Annotated in this window: 18 protein-coding genes; 12 read left to right on the top strand and 6 right to left on the bottom strand. The window is 55.2% G+C overall.

Features of this window, described 5'->3' with window-relative positions; genetic code table 11:
* Positions 1–53 precede the first annotated feature (53 nt).
* Both metH and SIB42_RS10265 read left to right on the top strand, forming a co-directional pair.
* Positions 54–3,680, top strand: coding sequence for a methionine synthase (gene metH / locus SIB42_RS10270; protein WP_067095080.1), 3,627 nt, complete (start codon positions 54–56; stop codon positions 3,678–3,680).
* A gap of 45 nt (positions 3,681–3,725) precedes the next feature.
* Positions 3,726–3,998: a DUF4090 family protein gene (locus SIB42_RS10265; RefSeq protein WP_067095077.1), complete on the top strand. Its 273-nt coding sequence runs from the start codon at positions 3,726–3,728 to the stop codon at positions 3,996–3,998.
* Between the two features lie 27 nt (positions 3,999–4,025).
* Here the strand turns inward: SIB42_RS10265 and SIB42_RS10260 are convergent, their stop codons facing one another.
* Positions 4,026–4,256 (bottom strand): hypothetical protein, encoded by a 231-nt coding sequence (locus SIB42_RS10260; protein WP_066907493.1) that lies wholly within the window; start codon positions 4,254–4,256, stop codon positions 4,026–4,028.
* A 111-nt stretch (positions 4,257–4,367) separates the two neighbouring features.
* Here SIB42_RS10260 and SIB42_RS10255 point away from each other — a divergent pair, with 111 nt between their 5' ends.
* The gene (locus SIB42_RS10255) at positions 4,368–4,775 is read left to right on the top strand and encodes a DUF2237 family protein (RefSeq protein WP_067095074.1); all 408 of its coding nucleotides are present in this window, start codon (positions 4,368–4,370) and stop codon (positions 4,773–4,775) included.
* Here the strand turns inward: SIB42_RS10255 and SIB42_RS10250 are convergent.
* The gene (locus SIB42_RS10250) at positions 4,757–5,485 is read right to left on the bottom strand and encodes an SDR family NAD(P)-dependent oxidoreductase (RefSeq protein WP_067094645.1); all 729 of its coding nucleotides are present in this window, start codon (positions 5,483–5,485) and stop codon (positions 4,757–4,759) included. The two genes, SIB42_RS10255 and SIB42_RS10250, sit on opposite strands and share 19 nt — an antisense overlap.
* A gap of 24 nt (positions 5,486–5,509) precedes the next feature.
* Here SIB42_RS10250 and SIB42_RS10245 point away from each other — a divergent pair, with 24 nt between their 5' ends.
* The 3 genes from SIB42_RS10245 to SIB42_RS10235 all read left to right on the top strand — a co-directional run bounded on the left by SIB42_RS10245 (position 5,510) and on the right by SIB42_RS10235 (position 7,889).
* Positions 5,510–6,415, top strand: a complete 906-nt coding sequence (locus tag SIB42_RS10245) for a SpoIID/LytB domain-containing protein (RefSeq protein WP_074160735.1) — start codon at positions 5,510–5,512, stop codon at positions 6,413–6,415.
* On the top strand, positions 6,408–7,304 hold the full coding sequence (locus SIB42_RS10240) for an ATP adenylyltransferase (protein WP_067094642.1): 897 nt from the start codon (positions 6,408–6,410) through the stop codon (positions 7,302–7,304). The genes SIB42_RS10245 and SIB42_RS10240 overlap by 8 nt, the downstream gene beginning before the upstream one ends.
* Before the next feature lie 249 nt (positions 7,305–7,553).
* Positions 7,554–7,889, top strand: a complete 336-nt coding sequence (locus SIB42_RS10235; protein WP_082825030.1) for a sigma-70 family RNA polymerase sigma factor — start codon at positions 7,554–7,556, stop codon at positions 7,887–7,889.
* Positions 7,890–7,926: 37 nt separating this feature from the next.
* On the opposite strand, the gene SIB42_RS10230 is transcribed toward SIB42_RS10235, so the two are convergent.
* On the bottom strand, positions 7,927–8,109 hold the full coding sequence (locus SIB42_RS10230) for a hypothetical protein (RefSeq protein WP_067094635.1): 183 nt from the start codon (positions 8,107–8,109) through the stop codon (positions 7,927–7,929).
* Positions 8,110–8,292: 183 nt separating this feature from the next.
* Between SIB42_RS10230 and SIB42_RS10225 the strand changes: the two genes are divergently transcribed.
* Together SIB42_RS10225 and SIB42_RS10220 are read left to right on the top strand one after the other, a co-directional pair.
* Positions 8,293–9,864 carry a DUF3370 family protein gene (locus tag SIB42_RS10225; protein ID WP_067095068.1) on the top strand — a complete coding sequence of 524 codons (1,572 nt, stop codon included), beginning with the start codon at positions 8,293–8,295 and terminating at the stop codon, positions 9,862–9,864.
* Positions 9,865–9,899: 35 nt separating this feature from the next.
* Entirely contained in the window at positions 9,900–10,982 is a 1,083-nt protein-coding gene (locus SIB42_RS10220) for a molecular chaperone DnaJ (RefSeq protein WP_067094632.1), read from the top strand.
* Positions 10,983–11,639: 657 nt separating this feature from the next.
* Here SIB42_RS10220 and SIB42_RS10215 read toward each other — a convergent pair.
* Entirely contained in the window at positions 11,640–12,134 is a 495-nt protein-coding gene (locus SIB42_RS10215; RefSeq protein WP_067095064.1) for an allophycocyanin subunit alpha-B, read from the bottom strand.
* A gap of 80 nt (positions 12,135–12,214) precedes the next feature.
* On the opposite strand from SIB42_RS10215, the gene rlmD reads away from it, so the two are divergent.
* Positions 12,215–13,615, top strand: a complete 1,401-nt coding sequence (gene rlmD, locus SIB42_RS10210; protein WP_067094630.1) for a 23S rRNA (uracil(1939)-C(5))-methyltransferase RlmD — start codon at positions 12,215–12,217, stop codon at positions 13,613–13,615.
* On the opposite strand, the gene pheT is transcribed toward rlmD, so the two are convergent.
* Positions 13,584–16,040 (bottom strand): phenylalanine--tRNA ligase subunit beta, encoded by a 2,457-nt coding sequence (gene pheT, locus SIB42_RS10205; RefSeq protein WP_067094627.1) that lies wholly within the window; start codon positions 16,038–16,040, stop codon positions 13,584–13,586. The two genes, rlmD and pheT, sit on opposite strands and share 32 nt — an antisense overlap.
* Before the next feature lie 128 nt (positions 16,041–16,168).
* Here pheT and rpmG point away from each other — a divergent pair, with 128 nt between their 5' ends.
* The 3 genes from rpmG (at position 16,169) to SIB42_RS10190 (ending at position 18,672) form a co-directional block, all read left to right on the top strand.
* Positions 16,169–16,369, top strand: a complete 201-nt coding sequence (rpmG, locus tag SIB42_RS10200) for a 50S ribosomal protein L33 (RefSeq protein ID WP_066907761.1) — start codon at positions 16,169–16,171, stop codon at positions 16,367–16,369.
* 38 nt (positions 16,370–16,407) lie between these two features.
* Complete coding sequence (rpsR, locus tag SIB42_RS10195; protein WP_006041316.1) at positions 16,408–16,629, top strand: 30S ribosomal protein S18; 222 nt, start codon at positions 16,408–16,410, stop codon at positions 16,627–16,629.
* A 201-nt stretch (positions 16,630–16,830) separates the two neighbouring features.
* Complete coding sequence (locus SIB42_RS10190) at positions 16,831–18,672, top strand: ribonuclease catalytic domain-containing protein (protein ID WP_369818438.1); 1,842 nt, start codon at positions 16,831–16,833, stop codon at positions 18,670–18,672.
* Here the strand turns inward: SIB42_RS10190 and SIB42_RS10185 are convergent, their stop codons facing one another.
* Positions 18,673–20,439 (bottom strand): FAD-dependent oxidoreductase, encoded by a 1,767-nt coding sequence (locus tag SIB42_RS10185; protein WP_067094620.1) that lies wholly within the window; start codon positions 20,437–20,439, stop codon positions 18,673–18,675.
* Positions 20,440–20,571 lie beyond the last annotated feature (132 nt).

The raw sequence follows: 20,571 nt of genomic DNA, 5'->3' as shown, positions 1-20,571 counted from the left end.
ACCAGGATCCTGAGACCTGCATTTCTTAAGATGGGTCCATCGATCCAGTGGTGATGCAGGCAGTTCAGACGAAGTCCATCACTGAATCATCTCGGTTCCTCAAGCGTCTGCACGATCCCAGTCGCCCTGTTCTGGTGTTTGACGGTGCCACAGGTACTCAGCTTCAGATGATGAATCTGTCGGCCGATGATTTCGGCGGGGAAGAGCTAGAGGGCTGCAATGAGAATCTTGTGGTCACGCGCCCGGACGCAGTGCAAGCAGTGCACCGCCAGTTCCTGGAGGCTGGTTGTGATGTGATCGAAACCGACACCTTCGGTGCAGCGTCCGTGGTGTTGGCGGAATACGACCTCGCTGATCAAGCCTTCTCTCTCAACAAGCGTGCCGCGCAACTGGCACGAGAGATCGCCGATGAATACAGCACTCCTGAGAAGCCTCGCTTCGTCGCTGGTTCGATGGGGCCGACCACCAAGCTCCCCACCCTCGGCCACATTGATTTCGACACTCTGAGGGTCTCCTTCAGAGATCAGGCGGCAGGGCTAATTGCCGGCGATGTGGATTTGTTCATCATCGAGACCTGCCAGGACGTGCTTCAGATCAAGGCGGCGTTGCAAGGAGTGGAGGACGCTTTTGAAGCCTGCGGAGAACGTCGCCCGTTGATGGTGTCAGTGACGATGGAGACCACGGGAACGATGTTGGTTGGCTCGGATATCGCGGCTGTCGTCTCAATACTTGAACCTTTTCCAATCGATGTGCTCGGTGTGAACTGTGCCACCGGTCCAGAACAGATGAAAGAGCACATCAAATACCTCAGTGAAAACTCTCCTTTCGTTCTCAGCTGCATCCCCAATGCCGGTCTACCCGAGAACATTGGAGGCGTAGCTCATTATCATCTTTCACCCTTAGAGCTAAAGATGAAGCTCCTCCACTTCGTGGAAGATTTAGGGGTTCAGGTAATCGGTGGCTGCTGCGGAACCACACCGGATCACATCAAAGCGCTTTCTGAGATTTCTCAAGAACTGAAACCGGCCGCACGGGAAGTACGCACCCACCACATTGAACGAAAGCAGCTCGGCTATGAGCCGGCGGCAGCGTCGCTGTATGGAGCCACGCCCTATTTCCAGGACAACTCCTTCCTGATCATCGGCGAGCGATTGAATGCGAGCGGGTCCAAAAAGGTCCGTGAACTACTGAATGAAGAAGATTGGGATGGCCTTGTTGGTCTGGCACGTGGGCAGGTGAAGGAGAACGCTCATGTTCTCGATGTCAATGTCGACTATGTGGGACGCGATGGCGAGAAAGACATGCATGAACTGGTGACCCGTGTGGTCACCAATGTGAATCTGCCACTGATGCTCGACTCAACTGAGTGGCAGAAAATGGAGGCCGGACTGAAGGTTGCCGGTGGTAAATGCATCCTCAATTCCACGAATTATGAGGATGGCGATGAGCGTTTTTTCAAAGTGCTTGACCTGGCTCGTCGTTACGGCGCAGCTGTGGTGATTGGCACCATTGACGAGGAGGGCATGGCGCGAACTGCTGAGAAAAAAGTCGCTATTGCAAAACGTGCTTACAGAGATGCTGTTGAGTTTGGGATCCCAGCCCGAGAGATTTTTTACGACCCGCTTGCATTACCAATTTCAACAGGAATTGAAGAGGATCGCCGCAATGCAATCGAAACGATTGAAGCGATTCGCCGGATTCGAAGCGAACTTCCCGGTGTTCACGTTGTGCTCGGTGTCTCGAATGTCAGCTTCGGACTTTCTCCTGCTGCCAGGATTACTTTGAATTCAGTTTTCCTTAATGACTGCTGTGAGGCAGGGATGGATGCTGCAATTGTTTCTCCCGCAAAGATTCTTCCCCTGATCAAGATTGAGGAGGGGCACCAACAGGTTTGTCGCGATCTGATCACAGATTCCCGCCGTTTTGAAGGGGACGTCTGCATCTATGACCCACTCACAGAGCTCACCAAGCTATTTGAGGGTGTCAGCACGAAGGAGGCCCGCTCCTCAGGCCCCTCTTTAGCCGATCTCCCCGTTGAGGAAAGACTCAAACAGCACATCATCGATGGAGAACGGATCGGACTTGATGTGGCTCTCAATGAGGGGCTTGAGAATTACAAACCACTCGAGATTGTTAATACTTTCCTTCTCGATGGGATGAAGGTTGTTGGTGAATTATTTGGCTCTGGTCAAATGCAGCTTCCATTCGTTTTGCAATCTGCTGAAACGATGAAATCAGCCGTTGCGTTTCTTGAGCCGCATATGGAGAAAAGCGATTGCAAGCGGTCTGCGAAGGCAAAGTTTTTGATTGCCACAGTGAAGGGGGATGTTCATGATATCGGCAAAAATCTTGTTGATATTATTCTCACGAATAATGGTTATGAAGTTATCAATTTAGGTATCAAGCAGGATGTTGGAGCCATTATTGCTGCTCAAGAACAGCATCAGGCTGACTGCATCGCCATGAGTGGACTTCTTGTGAAATCCACCGCATTTATGAAAGACAATCTCTCTGCTTTTAATGAAGCAGGAATCAATGTTCCAGTGGTTCTGGGTGGAGCTGCTTTGACTCCGAGGTTTGTCAACAAGGACTGCAGTGAGGTGTACAACGGCAAAGTTCTCTACGGAAGAGACGCATTTACAGATCTGCGTTTCATGGATGCCTTTGTGGATGCCCGTCAGTCCGACGCCTGGGATAACGAGAAAGGCTTTCTGAATGGGACCCCTGAGGGACTGACCCTTGGAGGTGAATCAGGTTCGCAATCCGAGCCAGCCACATCCGACGATTCGAAGCCGAGTGAAGCCGGAAAGGAGGTCAAGGCCGACCCATTACCGATCAGTTTTGACCGATCCGACACCGTGACGGAGGAAGCAGCCATTCAGCCCTCGTTCCTGGGTCCGAAGGTGTTGCAGGGAGACGCTGAAATACCACTGCCTGAGGTGATGGCCTATCTCGATCGACAGGCTCTGTTTGCCGGACAGTGGCAGATGCGCAAGGTCAAAGGCCAGTCAAGGGAAGACTATGAGGCTGATCTGCAAGCCAAAGCCGAGCCAGTTCTCCAGGCCTGGCTTCAACGCTCAATCAACGAAAGCCTTTTGCACCCCGCTGTGGCCTATGGCTATTTCCCTTGCGGACGTGAAGGCAACGATGTTGTTGTTTTTGACCCGGACGGGGGGCGTCAGCTTGGCCGTTTTTCCTTGCCACGCCAGCGCGGCGGCAATCGCTACTGCATTGCCGATTTCTACAGGGATCTCGTTAACGGCGGTCCCAGCGATGTTTTGCCGATGCAAGCGGTCACCATGGGAGAGCAGGCCTCTGTCTTCGCTCAACAGCTGTTCGAAGCAGATTCCTACAGCGACTACCTGTTCTTCCATGGATTGGCCGTCCAGATGGCCGAAGCTCTTGCCGAATGGACCCATGCCCGCGTGAGACGTGAATGTGGATTTGCGGATCCCGAAGGGATGCCGCTCAAGGATGTGTTGGCCCAGCGCTACAGGGGCAGTCGCTACTCCTTTGGCTACCCGGCGTGTCCCAACGTTGCAGATTCAAGGCAACAGCTGCTATGGCTTGGCGCTGACCGTGTGGGCCTGAGCATGGATGAGGGTGACCAGCTCCATCCGGAACAGAGCACCACAGCACTGGTGGCTTTGCACAGCAAAGCCCGCTACTTCAGCGCTTAAGTGAGAATCACTGCTGCAGACTGCAGCTTTCATCAACCACATACCATGGATCTCAGTGGGCCCGGCGCCATCGATGAGGCGATCAATGCAGGGATCGATCTGGATGGATCACCCCTGCCTGCTCAGATGCTCACGCTTTACAGGGAAGTGATGACTCTTGAAAGCCAGCGCAAGCGCAGCGGAGTCCGCAAATCGATGCGCAACCGGGTGGTCAAGACAGGTGCCAAGCATTTTGATCAGGAAACGCTGAATCAGCGCCTGATCGATGCCGGATGGGAGGGTCTGAAGGCTAAGGAGATCAGCTTCTTCTACGGCTGACCCAAACCGCTGATGGAGCTCTGCGGATCATTCCTGGCAGAGCTTCTCCATCGTGTCGATCACTTCCTGTTGAAATTCCTCGAGGGCGCTGGATTCGCTGAGGTCGATCCCCTCACCCGCAGCATTCTGAGACAGGTCCTGGAAGTGGAATGCCCCCTCACCATTAGCAAGAAACTCAATCGCCGAGGATTCCCCGCTTTCGCGGAAGGCGTCGCAGAGGGCGAGGAACGCTGCGTCTTCAGTGAACTCCCAATCCATCGAGGAGGCATAACTGATTGACCTTTAACTCCTCGCCCCCGGGATCCGTCAACCATCTTGTCGCGCAATGTGCCACTCCTTCGGCAGACTCCTCTTGGATTCCATGGCGCAATGAGCTCTGAAACACTTCCCGAAACTGAAGTCCAGGCAAGCGATCTGAACGTTCTGGGCATGCCTCTGGAAGTGTGCAGCTGTCAGCCCATGACCGGTTGGTTCAGAGATGGACATTGTCGAACTGATGTGGGGGATCTCGGACGTCACAGCGTCTGTTGCGTGATGACTGAAAGCTTTCTCAGCTACAGCAGGGCTCAGGGCAATGATCTGAGCACCCCGATGCCTGAGTTTGGTTTTCCGGGTCTTCAACCTGGAGATCACTGGTGTGTCTGTGCTCCTCGCTGGAAGGAGGCTCATGAGGACGGAATGGCTCCGCCAGTTCTGTTGAACTCCACTGAGCGCAGCACGGTTGAAATCATTCCACTGGACATCCTGCGAGAGAATGCTCACCAGGGAATCTCCTGACCATCCCAGGCGAGAAATCGACCGCTGTCGCATGGTGTCTGACCCAGCAGGACATCCAGGAGATGCCCTGCTGCCCTTTCAGGGCTGAACAGCTTCTCCTTGGGTACATAACTCTGAAAAGGCTTCGAAAGGGCTGTATCTGTCGTTCCAGGGTGCAGAAGGGTCACGGTCGCGAGCGGCAGACGTCGACCCCACTCAAGACTCAGGCAGCGCAACATCATGTTCTGTGCTGCCTTGGAACCGCGATAGGCGTACCAGCCTCCGCTGCGGTTATCGCCAATGCTGCCAACCCTGGCACTCAGGCTGGCGAAATGAAAGGGTGAGTCTCTGCTCAGAACAGGCTCGATTGCCTTGGCTAGCAGCAGTGGTCCGGCCGCGTTGATGGCAAACGAATCGAGCAACGCGGATTGCTCGGCATGTTGCAGTCGCTTTTCAGGTTGATACGAGGGTCCATGGAGACGTCCCGTCGCGTTGATCACAACTCTCAGAGGATGGGAGTCACCCCTCAGTTGTTCGGTCAGTTTGCTGAGACTGTCCATGCATTGGAGGTCAACGGTCCACTCCTCATCCGACACCGGGTGACGCGTGGCCAGCGTCACCAGCAGAGAAGGCTGGCGATGTGCCAGTTCCGCACTCAGGGCCCGCCCGATCCCGCCACCTCCGACAACGAGAGCTCGTCCCTGCCAGCTATCGGTGCACATTTCAGGCATGATCTCTGCGCCGCCTCAGCGGGTATGCGTCTCGTCCGACCACTGTTACTAACTCTGCTGGCGAGTGCGGGGCTGGCCGCACTGATCGTCTGGTCCACCGGACCTGGGCGTGTCCACTCAGACAGCCAAGACGCAGAGCTCTTTCTCAGCACTTTGTTTAACGCCGAAACTCATTCCAGCAGCGACGCTCATGAGCTGCCAAGAGTCTCTGTCCCTGAGGTGCCTGCACCCAGTGCGAGTGTTGATCCTCAGCTGCGCATCGCTCTTTTGAGTCAGCGCCCACTGCTGCAGGTCAGCACCCAGGATGGAGCGGGCTGTCACAAGCAGGGCGGGATTCCCGTGCTGCCAGGACTGCTCAACGGAATGCTCGCCAAGGCCTCGACAGGTCTTGTGAGTTGTGGTGGTAACGGTGGATCGGTGTTGGTGAACGGTCGTGCCTACGAAGGAACCATTCATCTGCTGAATCGAGGGCAGGGATGGCTCGCCATCAATGAGATCAACTTGGAGCGCTATGTGGCGTCTGTTGTGGGAGCTGAAATGCCAAGCCACTGGAATAGCGAAGCTCTCAAAGCCCAGGCCGTGGCAGCCCGCTCCTACGGCCTCGTTCACATGCTCCGTCCGGCCAACAGCGACTGGAACCTTGGAGACACCACTCGCTGGCAGGCTTACGCCGGCAGAACCAGCAGCAACGAGTCAACCATCCAAGCCACGGAAGATACTCGCGGGCTCGTGTTGAGTTTCAAGGGAGGCCTGGTTGAGTCGTTGTATGCATCCACTCAGGAGATCTCCGATGACGCACACGGGCATCTCGGTGCGAGCATGAGCCAGCATGGTGCTCAGGAGCTGGCGCAACAGGGGCTTCGATTCAACGAGATCCTCGGCAGGTACTACTCAGGGGCATCGCTGGCGAGGATCAAATCCGATGGGTGAGAAGCAATTCTGGTCGAAGGCGCTGGAGCGCTCCGAACAGGCCTTGAATTGCCGTGCTCTGATCCCTCTCAGCACCTCCACCATCGAGCTTTCAGTGGCCAGTGCGGAGCAGTTCGAACTGCGTCAGCTGAATGCGGCGCTGCCCAAACATCACAGACTTGAAGGGCCCAAGCCCAATCCTTTTCTTCCCTGGGACCCTCAACTGGAAATTGAACGGATTCACAACCATCACGTTCTGATTCTCAATAAGTACCCAGTTCAGCGTGGTCACATGCTGTTGATCACCCAAGACTGGGCCTCTCAAATCGATTGGCTTCAACCTGAAGACTGGCGTGCCCTGGTGCAGGTCGACAGGGACAGCACAGGCCTTTGGTTCTTCAACAGTGGTCCCAGGGCCGGAGCCAGTCAGCCCCATCGTCATCTCCAACTGTTGCCCCGTCATCCAGGTGAGTGCATCTGTCCGCGACTGTCCTGGTTTATGGAGCGACTCCACAAACCTTCTGCATCGACAGGCCATGATCGAAACATTGATCCATTGTTGAAAAGCTGCGTCATCGCAGATCGTCCACTCTCGAGCGATCCAGACGAGGAGGCGAATCTCCTCCATGATCTCTATCGCTCGCTTGCCTTGCGACTGGGTCTCGGTGATCAATTCAGCCAACAACCACCAGCAATTCCCTACAACCTGTTGCTGACGAGGTCTTGGATGGCCTTGATCAAACGCAGTCAGGAGAACGTAAAGGGATTCAGCGTCAATGCACTCGGGTTTGCTGGTTACCTGCTGGCGACGGACCGATCAGATTTGGCCTGGCTTCAGAGCCATGGTGGTGAAGAGTTGCTCAGACAGGTTGTTCCTGACTGCCGTGGTTCCACTGATGCATTGAGTTGATCAGCGATGTCTGTCTGAAGGAGTCCATCAGCTCCACTTGAAACGATCCATGAACAGACAGCAGATGAGACGCAATGCACTGGTTGAACATCACATGCGCCTTGTGGAACCCCTGGCCAGACGTTATGCGGCAAAAAGTGTCAGGACCCAGATGACCTTCTGCAGGTGGGCTTGATGTGGTTACTGCGGGCCGCTGAATGCTATTAAGGCCAAAGTAAGAATCCTTTCTCAGCCTTTGCTCGACCCCATATCAGATGGGCGATCCTGCATTATCAGCGAAACAAAGCCGCGGTTATTCGGCTCCCGCGAGCTTTGCAGAACAGCGATCTCGATGTCGGAGCCGGATTTAATGAAGCCAATCAGCAACGTCGACTGGTGCCACTGGCTTATGACGTCATCAGACGGGAGACTGACGCCACGATTGAACTGGATCGATGTGAACACCGGCGACAGCTCAGCCAGGCGTTACAACGACTCTCGAGACAGGAACGGATTGCGCTTGAGGAAGTAATCCTCAAAGGGCAAAGCTTGAGAGACGTTGGCAATCAAACTGGCATCAGCGCCATGACCATCAACGTCGAGTGAAGCGTGGGCTTGCCTAGATGCGTCAACAACTCTCAGTTCAGTTGGAACCGGCCTGATCTCGTTCGATCTGCTGCTCAAGTGTGTTGATTGCTGCTGTGACAGCAGCAATTTGACGCTCAAGTCCGTCCCGCCAGAAGCGCATCATGCGCAATTTGCGTTCTTGGTGATGACGCTGCCAGTCGCCATCAGCGCAGGGTGAGCAGTCTAAAGGAGGAAACATCCGGAGGGTTGTTAATTCCATTCATCCTGGCGAGAACGACCCCCTCACTGCGTCACCGGGATGACTTGGCGGTTTTTTCTCTGGCGATTAGGTTTAGAACTTGAGCCCTTCCAAGGCCCCAATCACCAGTCGCAAGTGTCTCACCGGATCCCACTACTGGTCTTGATTGGCGTCTCGGCTGGGATGGCCGAGATCGAACTTGCTCGGCCTGTTGAGGCCTATGTGCCATTGATGGCTGGTCAACGAGCAAGGCCTCTGAATGGCAGCTTCAACAATGTGCCCGTTCTTCACTCCAATCAGCCGGAGATTGTCAAAGGACCTGGAATTCTTATAGATACTTCGCCTGGGAGTTCAATTGCTGCCGAAACCAACCAACCGCTGAAGAACTCCACATTCACATTCAATGGTGATTTTGGGGTTCATATGCATCACAAATATTACCCACAGGATTCCAGCAAACTGGGAGGTCGCAGAGCCCGAGGCCTGTTGACTGTTGCTGCCATTGCCATCAACCCCGGCACAACACCCGTTACTTTGCGGTTCAAAAGAGGTTCTGTCAAAAATAGTTTTGAAGCTCCATATCACCCCAATAAATTGATGGGAGTGAAGCCGTTAGGCCCCAGACCTTGGAACACGGGGCCTGGTGATGCGACGGCAGTTCAGATTCTTCGTGGCGAACTGGATCGCAATCTTTCAAGAGAGGTTGTGATTCCTCCTAACAGTCGTAAAGTAATTGTGAGCACGGTTCTGCCCGCTCGCGGAATCATGAATGGGCTTCTGCGTGGCAGCAGCAACGGCCCCTTCCAAATGGCTGTAATTGCAGCTGAAGAAACCCAAGACGAACATGCACTGATCGCTGTGCTTGATCGTGGACGACTTGCACCAGGAAGAATTTATCTCAATCGTATTCGTGAGATTCAGTCAGGACAAGTGTTCTCCCGAGTTGCAGGAGTTGCACTTGGCGATGAGTATAAAGCTTCAATTCAGCACGATCTCTCTCAAGGCTCATTGCATGTGCCTTTGACCAGCACACGCAAGCATCATTTCGGGACTCGAGATATTCAGGTCAATCAACTCAGTACCCGCATGGTGGATTCAGCTGTCAATAATGTTGGCACTTACGGAGTCCGTTTTGATGTTGATCTGAATCTTGCCGGCGAGGGTGCTCATGAGCTTGTTCTCAGTCATCCTGTTGCTTCGGGCCGTTCTCCATTTACAGCCTTCCGTGGATCAATCGGCATCAAGACTGAACTTGGATATCAAGAAGTCCATGTTGGTATGCGCTCCGGACAGAGTCTTTCCATTGCCGATCTAGATCTCAAACGCGGATCCAACAACCCTGTCACGGTGAGTGTCGTCTACCCCGCCGATGCAACGCCGGGTCACTTGCTCAGCGTGGTTCCAGTGACACAGCTGGCCATGCTGCGTGAGCGTCAACAAATGTTGAAAGCCGCCCGTAAGGCGCAGGCCGAAGCCAAGGCGCGCAAGGTCAAGCCAGAAGTGGCTCCACCTGCTGTCAATGCGCAATCTGCACCTGAAGTAATGCCTGCTACGCCCGTTGCACAGCCCACTGCGCAGCCTGTCAGAACCACTGCAACTCCACCACCTCCTCTACTCGTGGCTCCCAGGGGTGGCACCAATGTCATGACTCCTGCAATGATTATGCCGACAAGAGTGAACAGCAGCCTCGAGCAGCGTTACCGTGACGCAATCCGTGCCCAACAGGACTGGTTGCGTCGTCTGCAGGGTCGATAATTAAACCTGCTTGACGGTCAGCAAGTCAGATCCTTATGAGCGGCAAGCGCATCAGCCTGGAATTACCCGAGGAGCTCGTCGACCAGATTGATCAGCTTCGCAAAGATTGGAAGACTCGTTCCAGGGGGGAATGTCTTCAACGGCTGCTTGAGGAAATTTTTCAGCCCGATCTTGATCAGGATGAGTCGCCCGGTTCACTCATTGATCCACTAATTGATCAGTCTTCCGAGGGCACGGCGGAGCCAGCTGATTCTGAAGCTATGGATGGTTCCAAGGCTTTGCTTGCTCCACAACCGATCCAACAGCCTCAGTACGACGAGGATCGCGCCATCGTTTTAGTTGGTTCAGCTGGGGGATTAGAGACGACAGGTCAGGACGATGACCGTCCCGCCCCTACACGACCAACAACACGCAGTGCATCCCCTACGGGGGTTGGTATTGATCTGCCTGGTTTCGTTCGCAAGCGCAGCACTGCGATTCGCGAAAGCATCACGCCACAGAATCAACCCAACACCGAGATTCCCGTTGTTCCGGTGATCAGTGATCAGCAGATCAAGGATTGGTTTGAAGTAGCTCTCAACCATTGGCTCAATCTGTATGGTTCCAAACCTGGCCCCACCGTGATGGAGGCTGTGATGTTGTGGATGGCTCGTGATATCTGGCCCCATATCGATGGATCCGAGGGGCGCACATTCACTTGGAGTCAGGTCAATCACTCCATGACCGAATTCTGCAAAAGCTGGATGGTTCCTTCCCCTCGCTTTGAGCAGGTGATAGTTGCTGCCGCGGTTCTTGAGGATCCCTTTGCCAGCGCTTCAGTGCCAGACCGAATCCCAACGTTGATTCGTCGTTTCGTGAGTCGCTTCAAGCGCAGCCGTAAGGTCACATCCTTCGAAACGCTTGAGTCCACGATGACTCTGCATGGTGCGCTGAAACAACTTGAGTTGCCCACGCAGGCTGGCCAATCGTTGACATTGCGCTCGATCCGCGACGCCTACAAGCGCAAAGCCGTTGAGGTTCACCCTGACTCGGGAGGTTCAACCGATGCCATGCGCCGACTGAACGAGGCTTATCAGATGTTGAAAGAACTTTATCGACAGAAAGAACTGTCTCGGTAGTCTTTTTCGAGTCTCAAGCTTGGACTTATCTCAGCTCTCACTTAAGACATCTAAGAGATCCCTCGTTTTTTGATTCAATCCCTCAGGCTCCCGGCTATTGAGATTCGATCGTTTCTATCAAGATCACTTTTTTTGATTGTTTTATTTGCATGCGTAGGTGAAATCCTTACGCATTGGTTTTTGATTGAGCTTGACGAAATTCAACATCTTGAGATGGTTCAGTGGCTGTCCAGCGAGCCAATTAGCCTGTCCAGCGGCATGGCCGGAGGCCCACTAACCCAGTCAAAAAGGGCTTTTTCCGCTTTGCGTCTCTGCTGTTAACACAGTGACGCAAGTGTGTTGGGCACAGCGAGGGAGTCGAAGTTGGTGCGATCTGATCAAATTGATCGGCGTGTCCAGTTCAGAAAGCTGGGCCTGGCACTCGACGTCAGTCAGTCCCACGATTCTTGATTAAGACACAGCAAAGACTTGACACAAGTCTTGCCTGAGACAGGCAAACACTTTTGGGAGTGTTGAGCTGCTCCGAGAGATCAATGAATAAAGCAATTATTCGTCTCAGTCGAGACGCAAAAGAGGTCTTTCTAAGAATCTTGACTGAGATGGGCGAGCCTAAGAATGACGGAATTGAACTGAGCAGTTGTCGATTCAGCCGATCGATCAAGTGCTGGTTTGCATCCCCTTGATCAGGTAATCGAAATAAGGACCTGCAATTTTTTGTTGCTCTTCCGAAAGAAGCACCAGGGAGGCTTCCCTCATGCAACGCATGGCATCCACCATCCCAGGCATGGGAACACCGAGGCTGTTGTACATCTCTCTGGCGCCGATCAAGCCGATCTGCTCAATCATGTCGGTGCTGCCCGCAAGCACTCCATAGGTGACCAGCCTCAAATACCAGCTGTAATCACGCAGGCACTGGGCCCTTTGCTTCTGGCCATAAGCATTGCCGCCAGGAGCGACATATTCCGGTCGTAAGCCAAACAGCTGGCGTGCTGACTCATCGACGATCTTCTTTTCACTGTCGGTGAGGATCCTGACCACAGCCAGACGAACAGCACCCTGGCTGAGGTAATCAACCATCGAGCGAAGTTCACCACTGCTCGGGTAACGCAGATCGTCATCCGCCTGGAGGATCAGATCCCTTACAACGCTCATGACGGCTGGCATGCTGGAAACAGTTTAAGGGCCATGAACCCCAGCCATGGGTTGGAGCTGAGGGGTGTTACGCCATTGCAATGACAGCGATGAATGAAACGCCGCATCCAGGACTGACCATCGATGTTGTTGGAGAGGATCTCGACCAGCAGGGTCGTGGCCTGGCGCGTTGGAATGGTTGGGTCATCACGGTGCCTGAGCTGCTACCTGGAGAAGAGGCCAAGGTCAAAGTTCAGCAGCGTCAGCGGCGGATGTGGTTGGCCCGAAGAGTGGAGATCATCTCCGCATCTCCCCATGCCCGTCGACCACCTTGCATTCTTGCTAGCGACTGCGGTGGTTGTTCGTTGCAGCATCTTTCGGTGGAGGCCCAAAACGACTGGAAACAGGAGCGATTGACCAACACACTCACTCGCATCGGCCAGCTGGATCCGGATGTGAACGCCCTGGTGAGTCCAGACCAGGAATCACTGGGGTATAGAAACCGGGCCTTGATCCCAGTCCGTCGCGATGGACTGAAGGTGCGTCTCGGTTACTACAAACGTGGCAGCCATCGCATCGTCAATCTCAACCACTGCCCAGTTCTTGATCCACGACTAGATGCATTGATTGCTCCAATCAAGCAGGACCTTGAATCAACCAGCTGGCCCATGGATTCTGACCTGCAGGGCGATCCAGGTCTTCGCCACTTGGGATTGAGAATCGGCATCCGAACCGGTGAAGTGCTGATCACCCTGATTTCCGCCACTCGTTCGCTGCAGGGTGTTGAAGCGCTGAGCGCAGCGTGGATGCGTCGCTGGCCACAGATAAAGGGTGTGACGCTCAATCTGCAGCCGAAACGCAGCAATGCCGTGTTCGGTGATCAAACCGTATGTCTTCAGGGCGAGGATGCGATCGAGGAGAGATTTTGTGATCTATCACTCGAGCTTGGAACAACAACCTTTTTTCAGGTCAACACACCCCGAGCAGAACGGGTGGTGGAGCAGATTCGCGACTGGCTTACTCGCGCGCAGGCCAATCAACGGGTGATTGATGCCTACTGCGGCATCGGCACCATTGCCTTACCGCTGGCTGCTGCTGGCCACAGAGTGACCGGCTTGGAAATCAGCTCTGCATCCATCCGCCATGCCGAACGCAATGCACGACGCAACAGGCTGAAGTCAACACAATTTCTTGATGGCGATGTCATTCGGCATTTGCGCGATGTATTGCCGCTGCACGATGCCCTGGTTGTTGATCCACCTCGTAAGGGTCTGGATCCCTCAGTTCTGACCGTGATCCTGGACCATCCGCCGCAACGGCTGGTGTATCTGAGCTGTGATCCTGCAACCCTGGCGAGAGATCTCAAACAATTAGCTGGAGATTCGGGGCCTTATCGGATTGAACATGTTCAGCCGATGGATTTCTTCCCTCAGACCTCTCACCTGGAATGTCTGGTCTTGATGTCGCGCTTCAACTGCGCAACTCCACCTGAAACTGCTTGACCAGTGCCAGGCGCACCTTCTCATGCACAGGCTGAATCATGTCGTCGGTGAGCGTGCTGTCTTTGCCGCGATAACGCAGCCTGAATGCCTGACTGCATGAATCGGAGCCCAGCTGACCGCCTTCAAAACGATCGATTAATTCGACCGACTCCAACAGTGGTTTGCCTGCTTTGCGGATGGCCTGCAGAAGCTCTCCTGCCGCCAGGCTGCGTGGAACAACCATGGCCAGATCCCGCTCCGACGAAGGAAGGGTGGAGTAGGGCTTGAACTGCGGGCTCCAGCGATTGCTGCGGGTGGCTGCTTCCAGAAGACGTGTCAGCTCCAGATCGAACAGATACGTCTCCGCCGGCAGCTCATGGCTTTCACACAGAGCAGGATGCAACTGACCGAAGCAGCCAAGGGGGCGACCTTCAACAACCACGCTCGCTGCACGGCCTGGATGCAGACGCGCGTCATCGGTGAGACGACGATCCTGAGCCTCAATTCCGAAGGAATTCAGAACGGTGGTGAGCACGCCTCTGGCGTCGAAATAGTTGAGAGGTTCGGGCTTGCCACTGGACTGCCATCGCGACAGGCGACGATCGCCGCAGATCACTCCCGAGAGCCGAGCTTCCTGATTGATCGCGGCGCCATCGGACCTGAACACATGCCCGATTTCGAACACCCAGCATCCAGGCTGTGAGGCCTGAAGATTGCGCTGACAAACCTGAAGATGCTCCAGCCAGAGCGCAGTTCGCAGATGGCTGGTCTCCGCCAACAGTGGATTGCTGATGGCAATGCGATTGGGATCAGCATCATCGGCACCGGTGAGTGACAAAGTGGTGATTTCCTGAAGTCCGGAGGCACTCAGACGCTGACGCAAGCGTCGTTCGGCCTGCTGCATGAGCGTCAGCTGACCGGGCTGAAGCGGGTCTGGAAGCTGGGACTGGAAACGATCGAACCCCACCAATCGCGCCACCTCTTCAATCAGGTCAACCTCACGTAACAGGTCCATTCGCCTTGACGGGGGAACGACCACCTTCCATCCATCGGCAGCAGGAGAGAGTTCACATCCGAGTGCTGCGAGACAGGCCTCGACCTGAGCATCGGCGAGCTGCTCAGGCTGACCATCGCTGTCTGTGGATTCAAGAGGTCCGAGCAGACGATGCAGTGATTTGCGTCGCAGGGTCACGACCGGATCGTCTCTCTGTTCTGCTGAACAAACCCAGGTTTCACCAAGCTCAGCATCAAGCATCTCCCTGAACAACGTCAGAGCACGGCCCGCTGCTAGCAGGGTGATTTCCCTTGGCAAACCCTTCTCGTAACGACTACTGGCATCCGTGCGCTGCCCTGTGGCTCGACTGCCGTTGCGGACGGAGGCGGGGGTGAACAGGGCAGATTCCAGCCAGATTCGGCGAGTGTTATCGCAGACACCGCTTTCGGCACTGCCCATCACACCGGCCACGGCGACGGCACGATCCCTGCAGGTCACCACCTGAACGCGGGGATCCAGTTCAATTTCACGTCCGTCCAAACCTTTGAAGAGCTCACGTTCACGGGCTTGACGCAGTCCGAAATCCTTGGCCCTGATCTCAGCTCCGCAGAGTGATTCCAGTGCATCGGCATCAAAGGCATGCAGAGGCTGGCCCTGTTCAAGCATCACGAGGTTGGTGATATCGACAACGGCGTTGACGGGCTTCACTCCGGCACGAGTCAGCCGTTGCTGCAACCATTGCGGTGAGCGTGATGAACCATCAACGTTCTTCACCTCGGTCAAGCCATAAAGCCCCCCGGCCTGCATAGAAGCTTTGGATTGCTGATCAGTCGCCAGCGTTTGCATGTTTGATGGAGCGGATGACTCAGGCAGTGAAAGCGGCGCTCCAGTGAGAGCAGCGACTTCCCTGGCAATGCCCGTCATGGACAGACCATCAGGACGGTTGGCGGTGATGGCGAGTTCGAGAACGCTGTCGTTGAGGCCCAGTGATGGAGCAACTGGCTCTCCTGGAGCTGGCGCCATCGCAAGGAGATCCTCGAGGATGGCGATTCCATCGACATCGCTGGTCTGGCCGAGTTCTGAGAGTGAGCAAATCATTCCCTCACTGCTCACACCACGGAGTTCACCTGCTTTGATCGTGAGGTTCACGGCTGGAAGTACCGCTCCAACCATGGCGACAGGAACGTGGATGCCTGCACGCACGTTCTTGGCTCCACAGACAATTTGCAGAGTCTGCTCAGCACCCACATTCACCCTGCAAACACTGAGTTTGTCGGCATTGGGATGCCGCTCACAGGCCACGACCTCACCGACCACAACACCTTGAGCCAGCAGAGAGAGATCTTCCAGCTCCTCCACTTCAAATCCAGCCATCGACAAGCGTTCACCCAGTTGATCAGCGGGCTCATTCACCTGCACCAAATCCTGCAGCCAGGAGAGAGAAACCCGCATTGGGAGCTCGAAGTCAGCGCGTGATCCTACGAACTCACAATCACTGCTTAAAGACTGGAGTGGGGTGAGGTGGACCTGTAAAGTGGATGTTTGTCATTTCGCTTCGCAACTGCGGCGTTACGTCCTTTATGGCCAAGAACAAGGGCGTCCGGATCGTTGTCACCATTGAGTGCACCGAATGCCGGTCCGTTCCCGCCTCCGAAAAGCGTTCTCCCGGTGTGTCCCGCTACACGACCGAGAAAAATCGTCGGAACACCACAGAAAGGCTGGAACTGATGAAGTTCTGCCCGCAGCTCAACAAGATGACTCTCCATAAAGAGATCAAGTGAGCCTGCTGTTCATCCAGTTTTCCAATCGTTTCTGATTCATGTCGAGCTCCTTCTTCAAGAAGCGTCTTTCGCCAATAAAGCCCGGCGATCCCATCGATTACAAGGATGTGGATCTGCTGAAGAAATTCATCACAGAGCGTGGCAAAATTTTGCCAAGACGCCTCACTGGCCTCACTGCAAAACAGCAGCGTGATCTCACCAACGCTGTGAAGCGTGCACGGATCGTGGCTCTGCTTCCTTTCGTGAATCCCGAGGGTTGATTCCTGGCCACTGCTGACTGCAAACCGGGAGATCTGGTCGGCATCAGCGACCTCAAATCATCTCAACTTGCAGTTGTACTAGCCGTCCAAGGCAGCAAACGTCGTTTGAGTGTTGGTTTTCGAGGCAAGGAACAAGTCGTTCCAGCCCGGACAATCGATTTGATTCACCCCCACCCTGGCGACGTTGATCCGTCGTCCCGGTTGGGGGTTTTTCCATGGACTTTCGACGAGGAGGATCTCGCTCAAGCCAGTCCCAACTGTCGCGACTGGGGTGAAGCATGGGTCTTAATACGTGAATCAGGAGAGACTATTGATCTCGTTGGATTCACGGAGCTGGCCTGCGGCACTGATGCTGCGATCAGCAAGGCTGCCTGTTGGCTTGCTTTGCATCGAGACCAGGACTTTTTCCGTTTGAAACAGGGCGTGATTCAAGCCCGGCCTGCTTCTGAGATCCGCAGCCGTCGGGCAGAACGGCGCATGCAGATCAAGGCTGAACGGCAAAGCAAACGATGGATCCAGGTCTTGAAGACACGTCAACCCGTGGTCTTCCACACGCTTGATCCTCTTCACCAGTCATGGATTCAGAGTATGCAAGAGCTGGTTGGCGAAGGCAATGAAGGCGCCAAACTCGATGCTCAGCTGTTGCAGTCACTGCAAACCGTCCGCGTCGATGCCAACGCCAGGGATCTCCGTCATCTGCTGATTCAGCTTGGCCAGTGGGATGAGCATCAACCTGCCTCGATGACGGGCACACACTGGAGCAATGGTTTCAGTGAAACGCTGCTCCTTGATGCCAGGCAGCTGGTCGACAACAGTGAGGGAATGCTTCCGGGAGATGAACACAGGCATGACCTCACGGCTCAGGCTTGCGTCACCATCGATGATGCCGAGACCAGTGACATCGACGATGCGATTGCTCTGGAACGTCGACAAGACGGATCCGAACGTCTTTGGATTCATATCGCCGATCCAGGACGCTTGATCCCTGAGGGTTCACCCTTGGATCTCGAAGCTCGACGCCGTGGCAGCAGCCTTTATCTGTCGCGGGGCAACCTTCCCATGTTTCCGCTTGAGCTTTCGACAGGGCCCTTCAGTCTCAGAACCGGGCGTCGCAATGCTGCCTGGAGTACCTGGGTCGATCTCGACCAGCACGGTGACATCGGTGATTTCGGAATCCTGCGCAGCTGGGTCACCCCGCGGTACCGCCTCACCTATGAGGATGCCGATGAATTGATTGATTTCGCTCCACCTGAAGAGGCATATCTTTCGGATCTCCATCAACTGCTTGAACGCCGTCGACGTTGGCGGACAGATCAGGGCGCACTGCAGATGGACCTGCCAGAGGGTCGTATCCGATGCCGTGATGGTGAGCTGTCCGTGCAGGTCACCGAGCCTGGTGCGTCAAGGACAATGGTGGCTGAGGCCATGATCCTCGCTGGAGCCGTTGCTGCTCGGTTCGGTTCGACCCACAATTTGGCTTTGCCCTATCGCAGTCAGCTGCCTGCCGACCTTCCCTCGGCAAATGAGCTTAAGCAGCTACCGGATGGAGCCGTTCGATTTGCTGCCATCAAACGCTGTCTGAGCCGCGGACTGATGGGAACTCAACCCTCACCTCATTTCAGCCTTGGCCTCAGCGCCTATGCCCAGGCCACCTCGCCAATCAGGCGCTACGGCGATCTTGTGGTGCAACGCCAGATCGCCGCTGTGATCAACGCTGAAACACCGCTCGGCGAGGAGTCTATGCAGGAGCTGATCGACAGCTTCGATTCAGCTGTACGCGAGGGGCTCACCATCTCAAGGGAAGATCAGCGCCACTGGCAACAGGTCTGGTTCGAGCATCACCAGAGCCACCAGTGGCCGGTAGATTTCTTGCGCTGGCTGAGACCTCAGGACCGGTTGGGGTTGGTTCGTCTGGATGATCTGGCCATGGACGTTGCTGCTGAGTGCCCTGCCGGATCGGTGCCTGGAGATGGTCTCGTGCTGAAAGTCGATCAGGTTGATTCCCAGTGTGATCAACTCAGACTGCTTGCCTTAGCTCGTTGATTACCGCAGTGAGGTGGTCCGAAACCATCCTCCCCAGGGGTTGTGAGTGCCTTGAACCATGACGCTTATCGGCTTATCGAGCGTCTGAAGTCTTGCGTTGACGGCTGGTTCCAGCGTGATCAACTGACAGGACTCGGCGTCCTCGAGTTGAATTCTGTAGGCACCTTCACCGTCTGGAATGACCATGGCGTGCATTGATCTGCCTGATTCCAATGTCTCGGGAAGGGCTGGTGCCAGTGGCTTGCGATCGAGGGCTGCTGTCTGCCGCTCCAACCACTGACTGTGATACCAGGCTGTGTCCCAGAGCGGTGCGACTGCGGCTGGTGCCCTGTCGTCTCCAATCAGTCGATTCTGCAGGCTGCGCACCGAGAGTTCAGAGGGTTGCAGGTTTGATTCCACGGCGAGAGCGGACGCTGCTCCTGCAGCCTGGCCAACGTTCATGATCAACGGCTGCAACCGGGTAGCGCCATTGGCCATATGACTCGTGCTGAAAGCCTTATCTGCCATCAGCAGATTATCGATGGCATCACTCAGCAGGGCTCCGAAGGGGATGCAGAAGGGTGTTCCTGTCCAGCGACCACCCCAACGGCAACTTTTGGGAGCCAATTGCCAGTCATCGCCGGGGTAGTGATGGTCATTGGCGTAGTTCCCCACCGCAATCGACTGAAGCACTTCACTGTCATTGACTGGTGTACCAGACATGCACACTCCTTCTGTCAGGGGGAGTAAATCCTGTTCAATCACAGTGGTGCGGCCAATCATCCGTCGGCCTTCACGCCAATACGGCATGGCAGCAATCCAGGGCGCAGGGCTTGCTGCACTGCTGGGAAAGGCCTGGCCAAGTTGCAGCCATCCATCAGTGGCTTTGCGCAACGCATCGGCAAAGCTGAGACTGTGTTGCTGCATCTCACTGAACAGCGCAGCTTCTTGACTGGCATCAGCGAGGAATGCTCGTTCCAAACCCCGATGCCAGTCATTGCCTTGCAATGGCCAATTGAGCATCACCAGTCCTGACGGCAAGCGGCCATAGGTGATGGTTTTTTCCAACCCGAACGTGTCACAGGCACCACGAAAGGGTGCAGGAAGTCTTGAACCAGACGGTTGTTCGTCTTGCTGCGTATGGTCTTTGAGCTGATCGCTCAGCAGTTGGCCCATCACCACCCAAGTGGGGGACTGAATGGGTTGATCTCTGAAAAAGGGTTCTGAACTGAGACGTTGCTGCGATGGGGCGCTGGGCTCATGCCACTGTTCCTGGGGCTCCCAGCCGAATCGAAAGGGAGCATCGGCCAAGGGCAACAGATCACCTCGATCGCTGCCGTCGATCACAACGCGGCACTTCACCCTGCGCACCTCTCCCTCCATCTCCAAGCTCAAGCCCGTGATCAGAGAGCCCGCACGCTCGACGTTCAGCAGCTGACAACCAGGCCACCAAAGCAATCTGGCCTCCTGCTGCAACCAGTTCTGAAGAATGGTTTCCGCTGTTCTGGGTCGGTAGCCGAAACAGCTGACCCAGTTCTGATCGAGTCCTTCTGGTTCGCTTTGTTCCAGTTCACGCAGAAAAGCTCCCCAAAGCCCCGTTTGCCATGGGCTGAGTTCATTGCCATCTGGACAGCACACACCGGCAGCACTGACCATCCCGCCTAACCACGGCCCTGGGGTGAGAAGCAGGGTGGAGGCACCGCCACGAGCCGCCTGAATCGCTGCTGCGGCTCCGCCAGTGCCCCCTCCCCAGACCAGCACGTCCACCGAATCAATGTTGACGGTCATGATCCTTTCCGTTCCTGGATGAGGACGGCAGCGGCAGTCTGCAAATGACCCAGCTCAGAGGTCTGCAGCTGAATCAGATCTCACTCATTCGCATGCTCCAGGCAGCGGGGTCGCAAGATCAGGGACCCGGAA

Origin of the sequence: Synechococcus sp. MIT S9508 (assembly GCF_047303045.1) — a bacterium.
GTDB lineage: Bacteria > Cyanobacteriota > Cyanobacteriia > PCC-6307 > Cyanobiaceae > Synechococcus_C.
The sequence above is the reverse complement of the archived record's forward strand: the minus strand, read 5'-3'. Positions and strand labels throughout refer to the sequence as shown.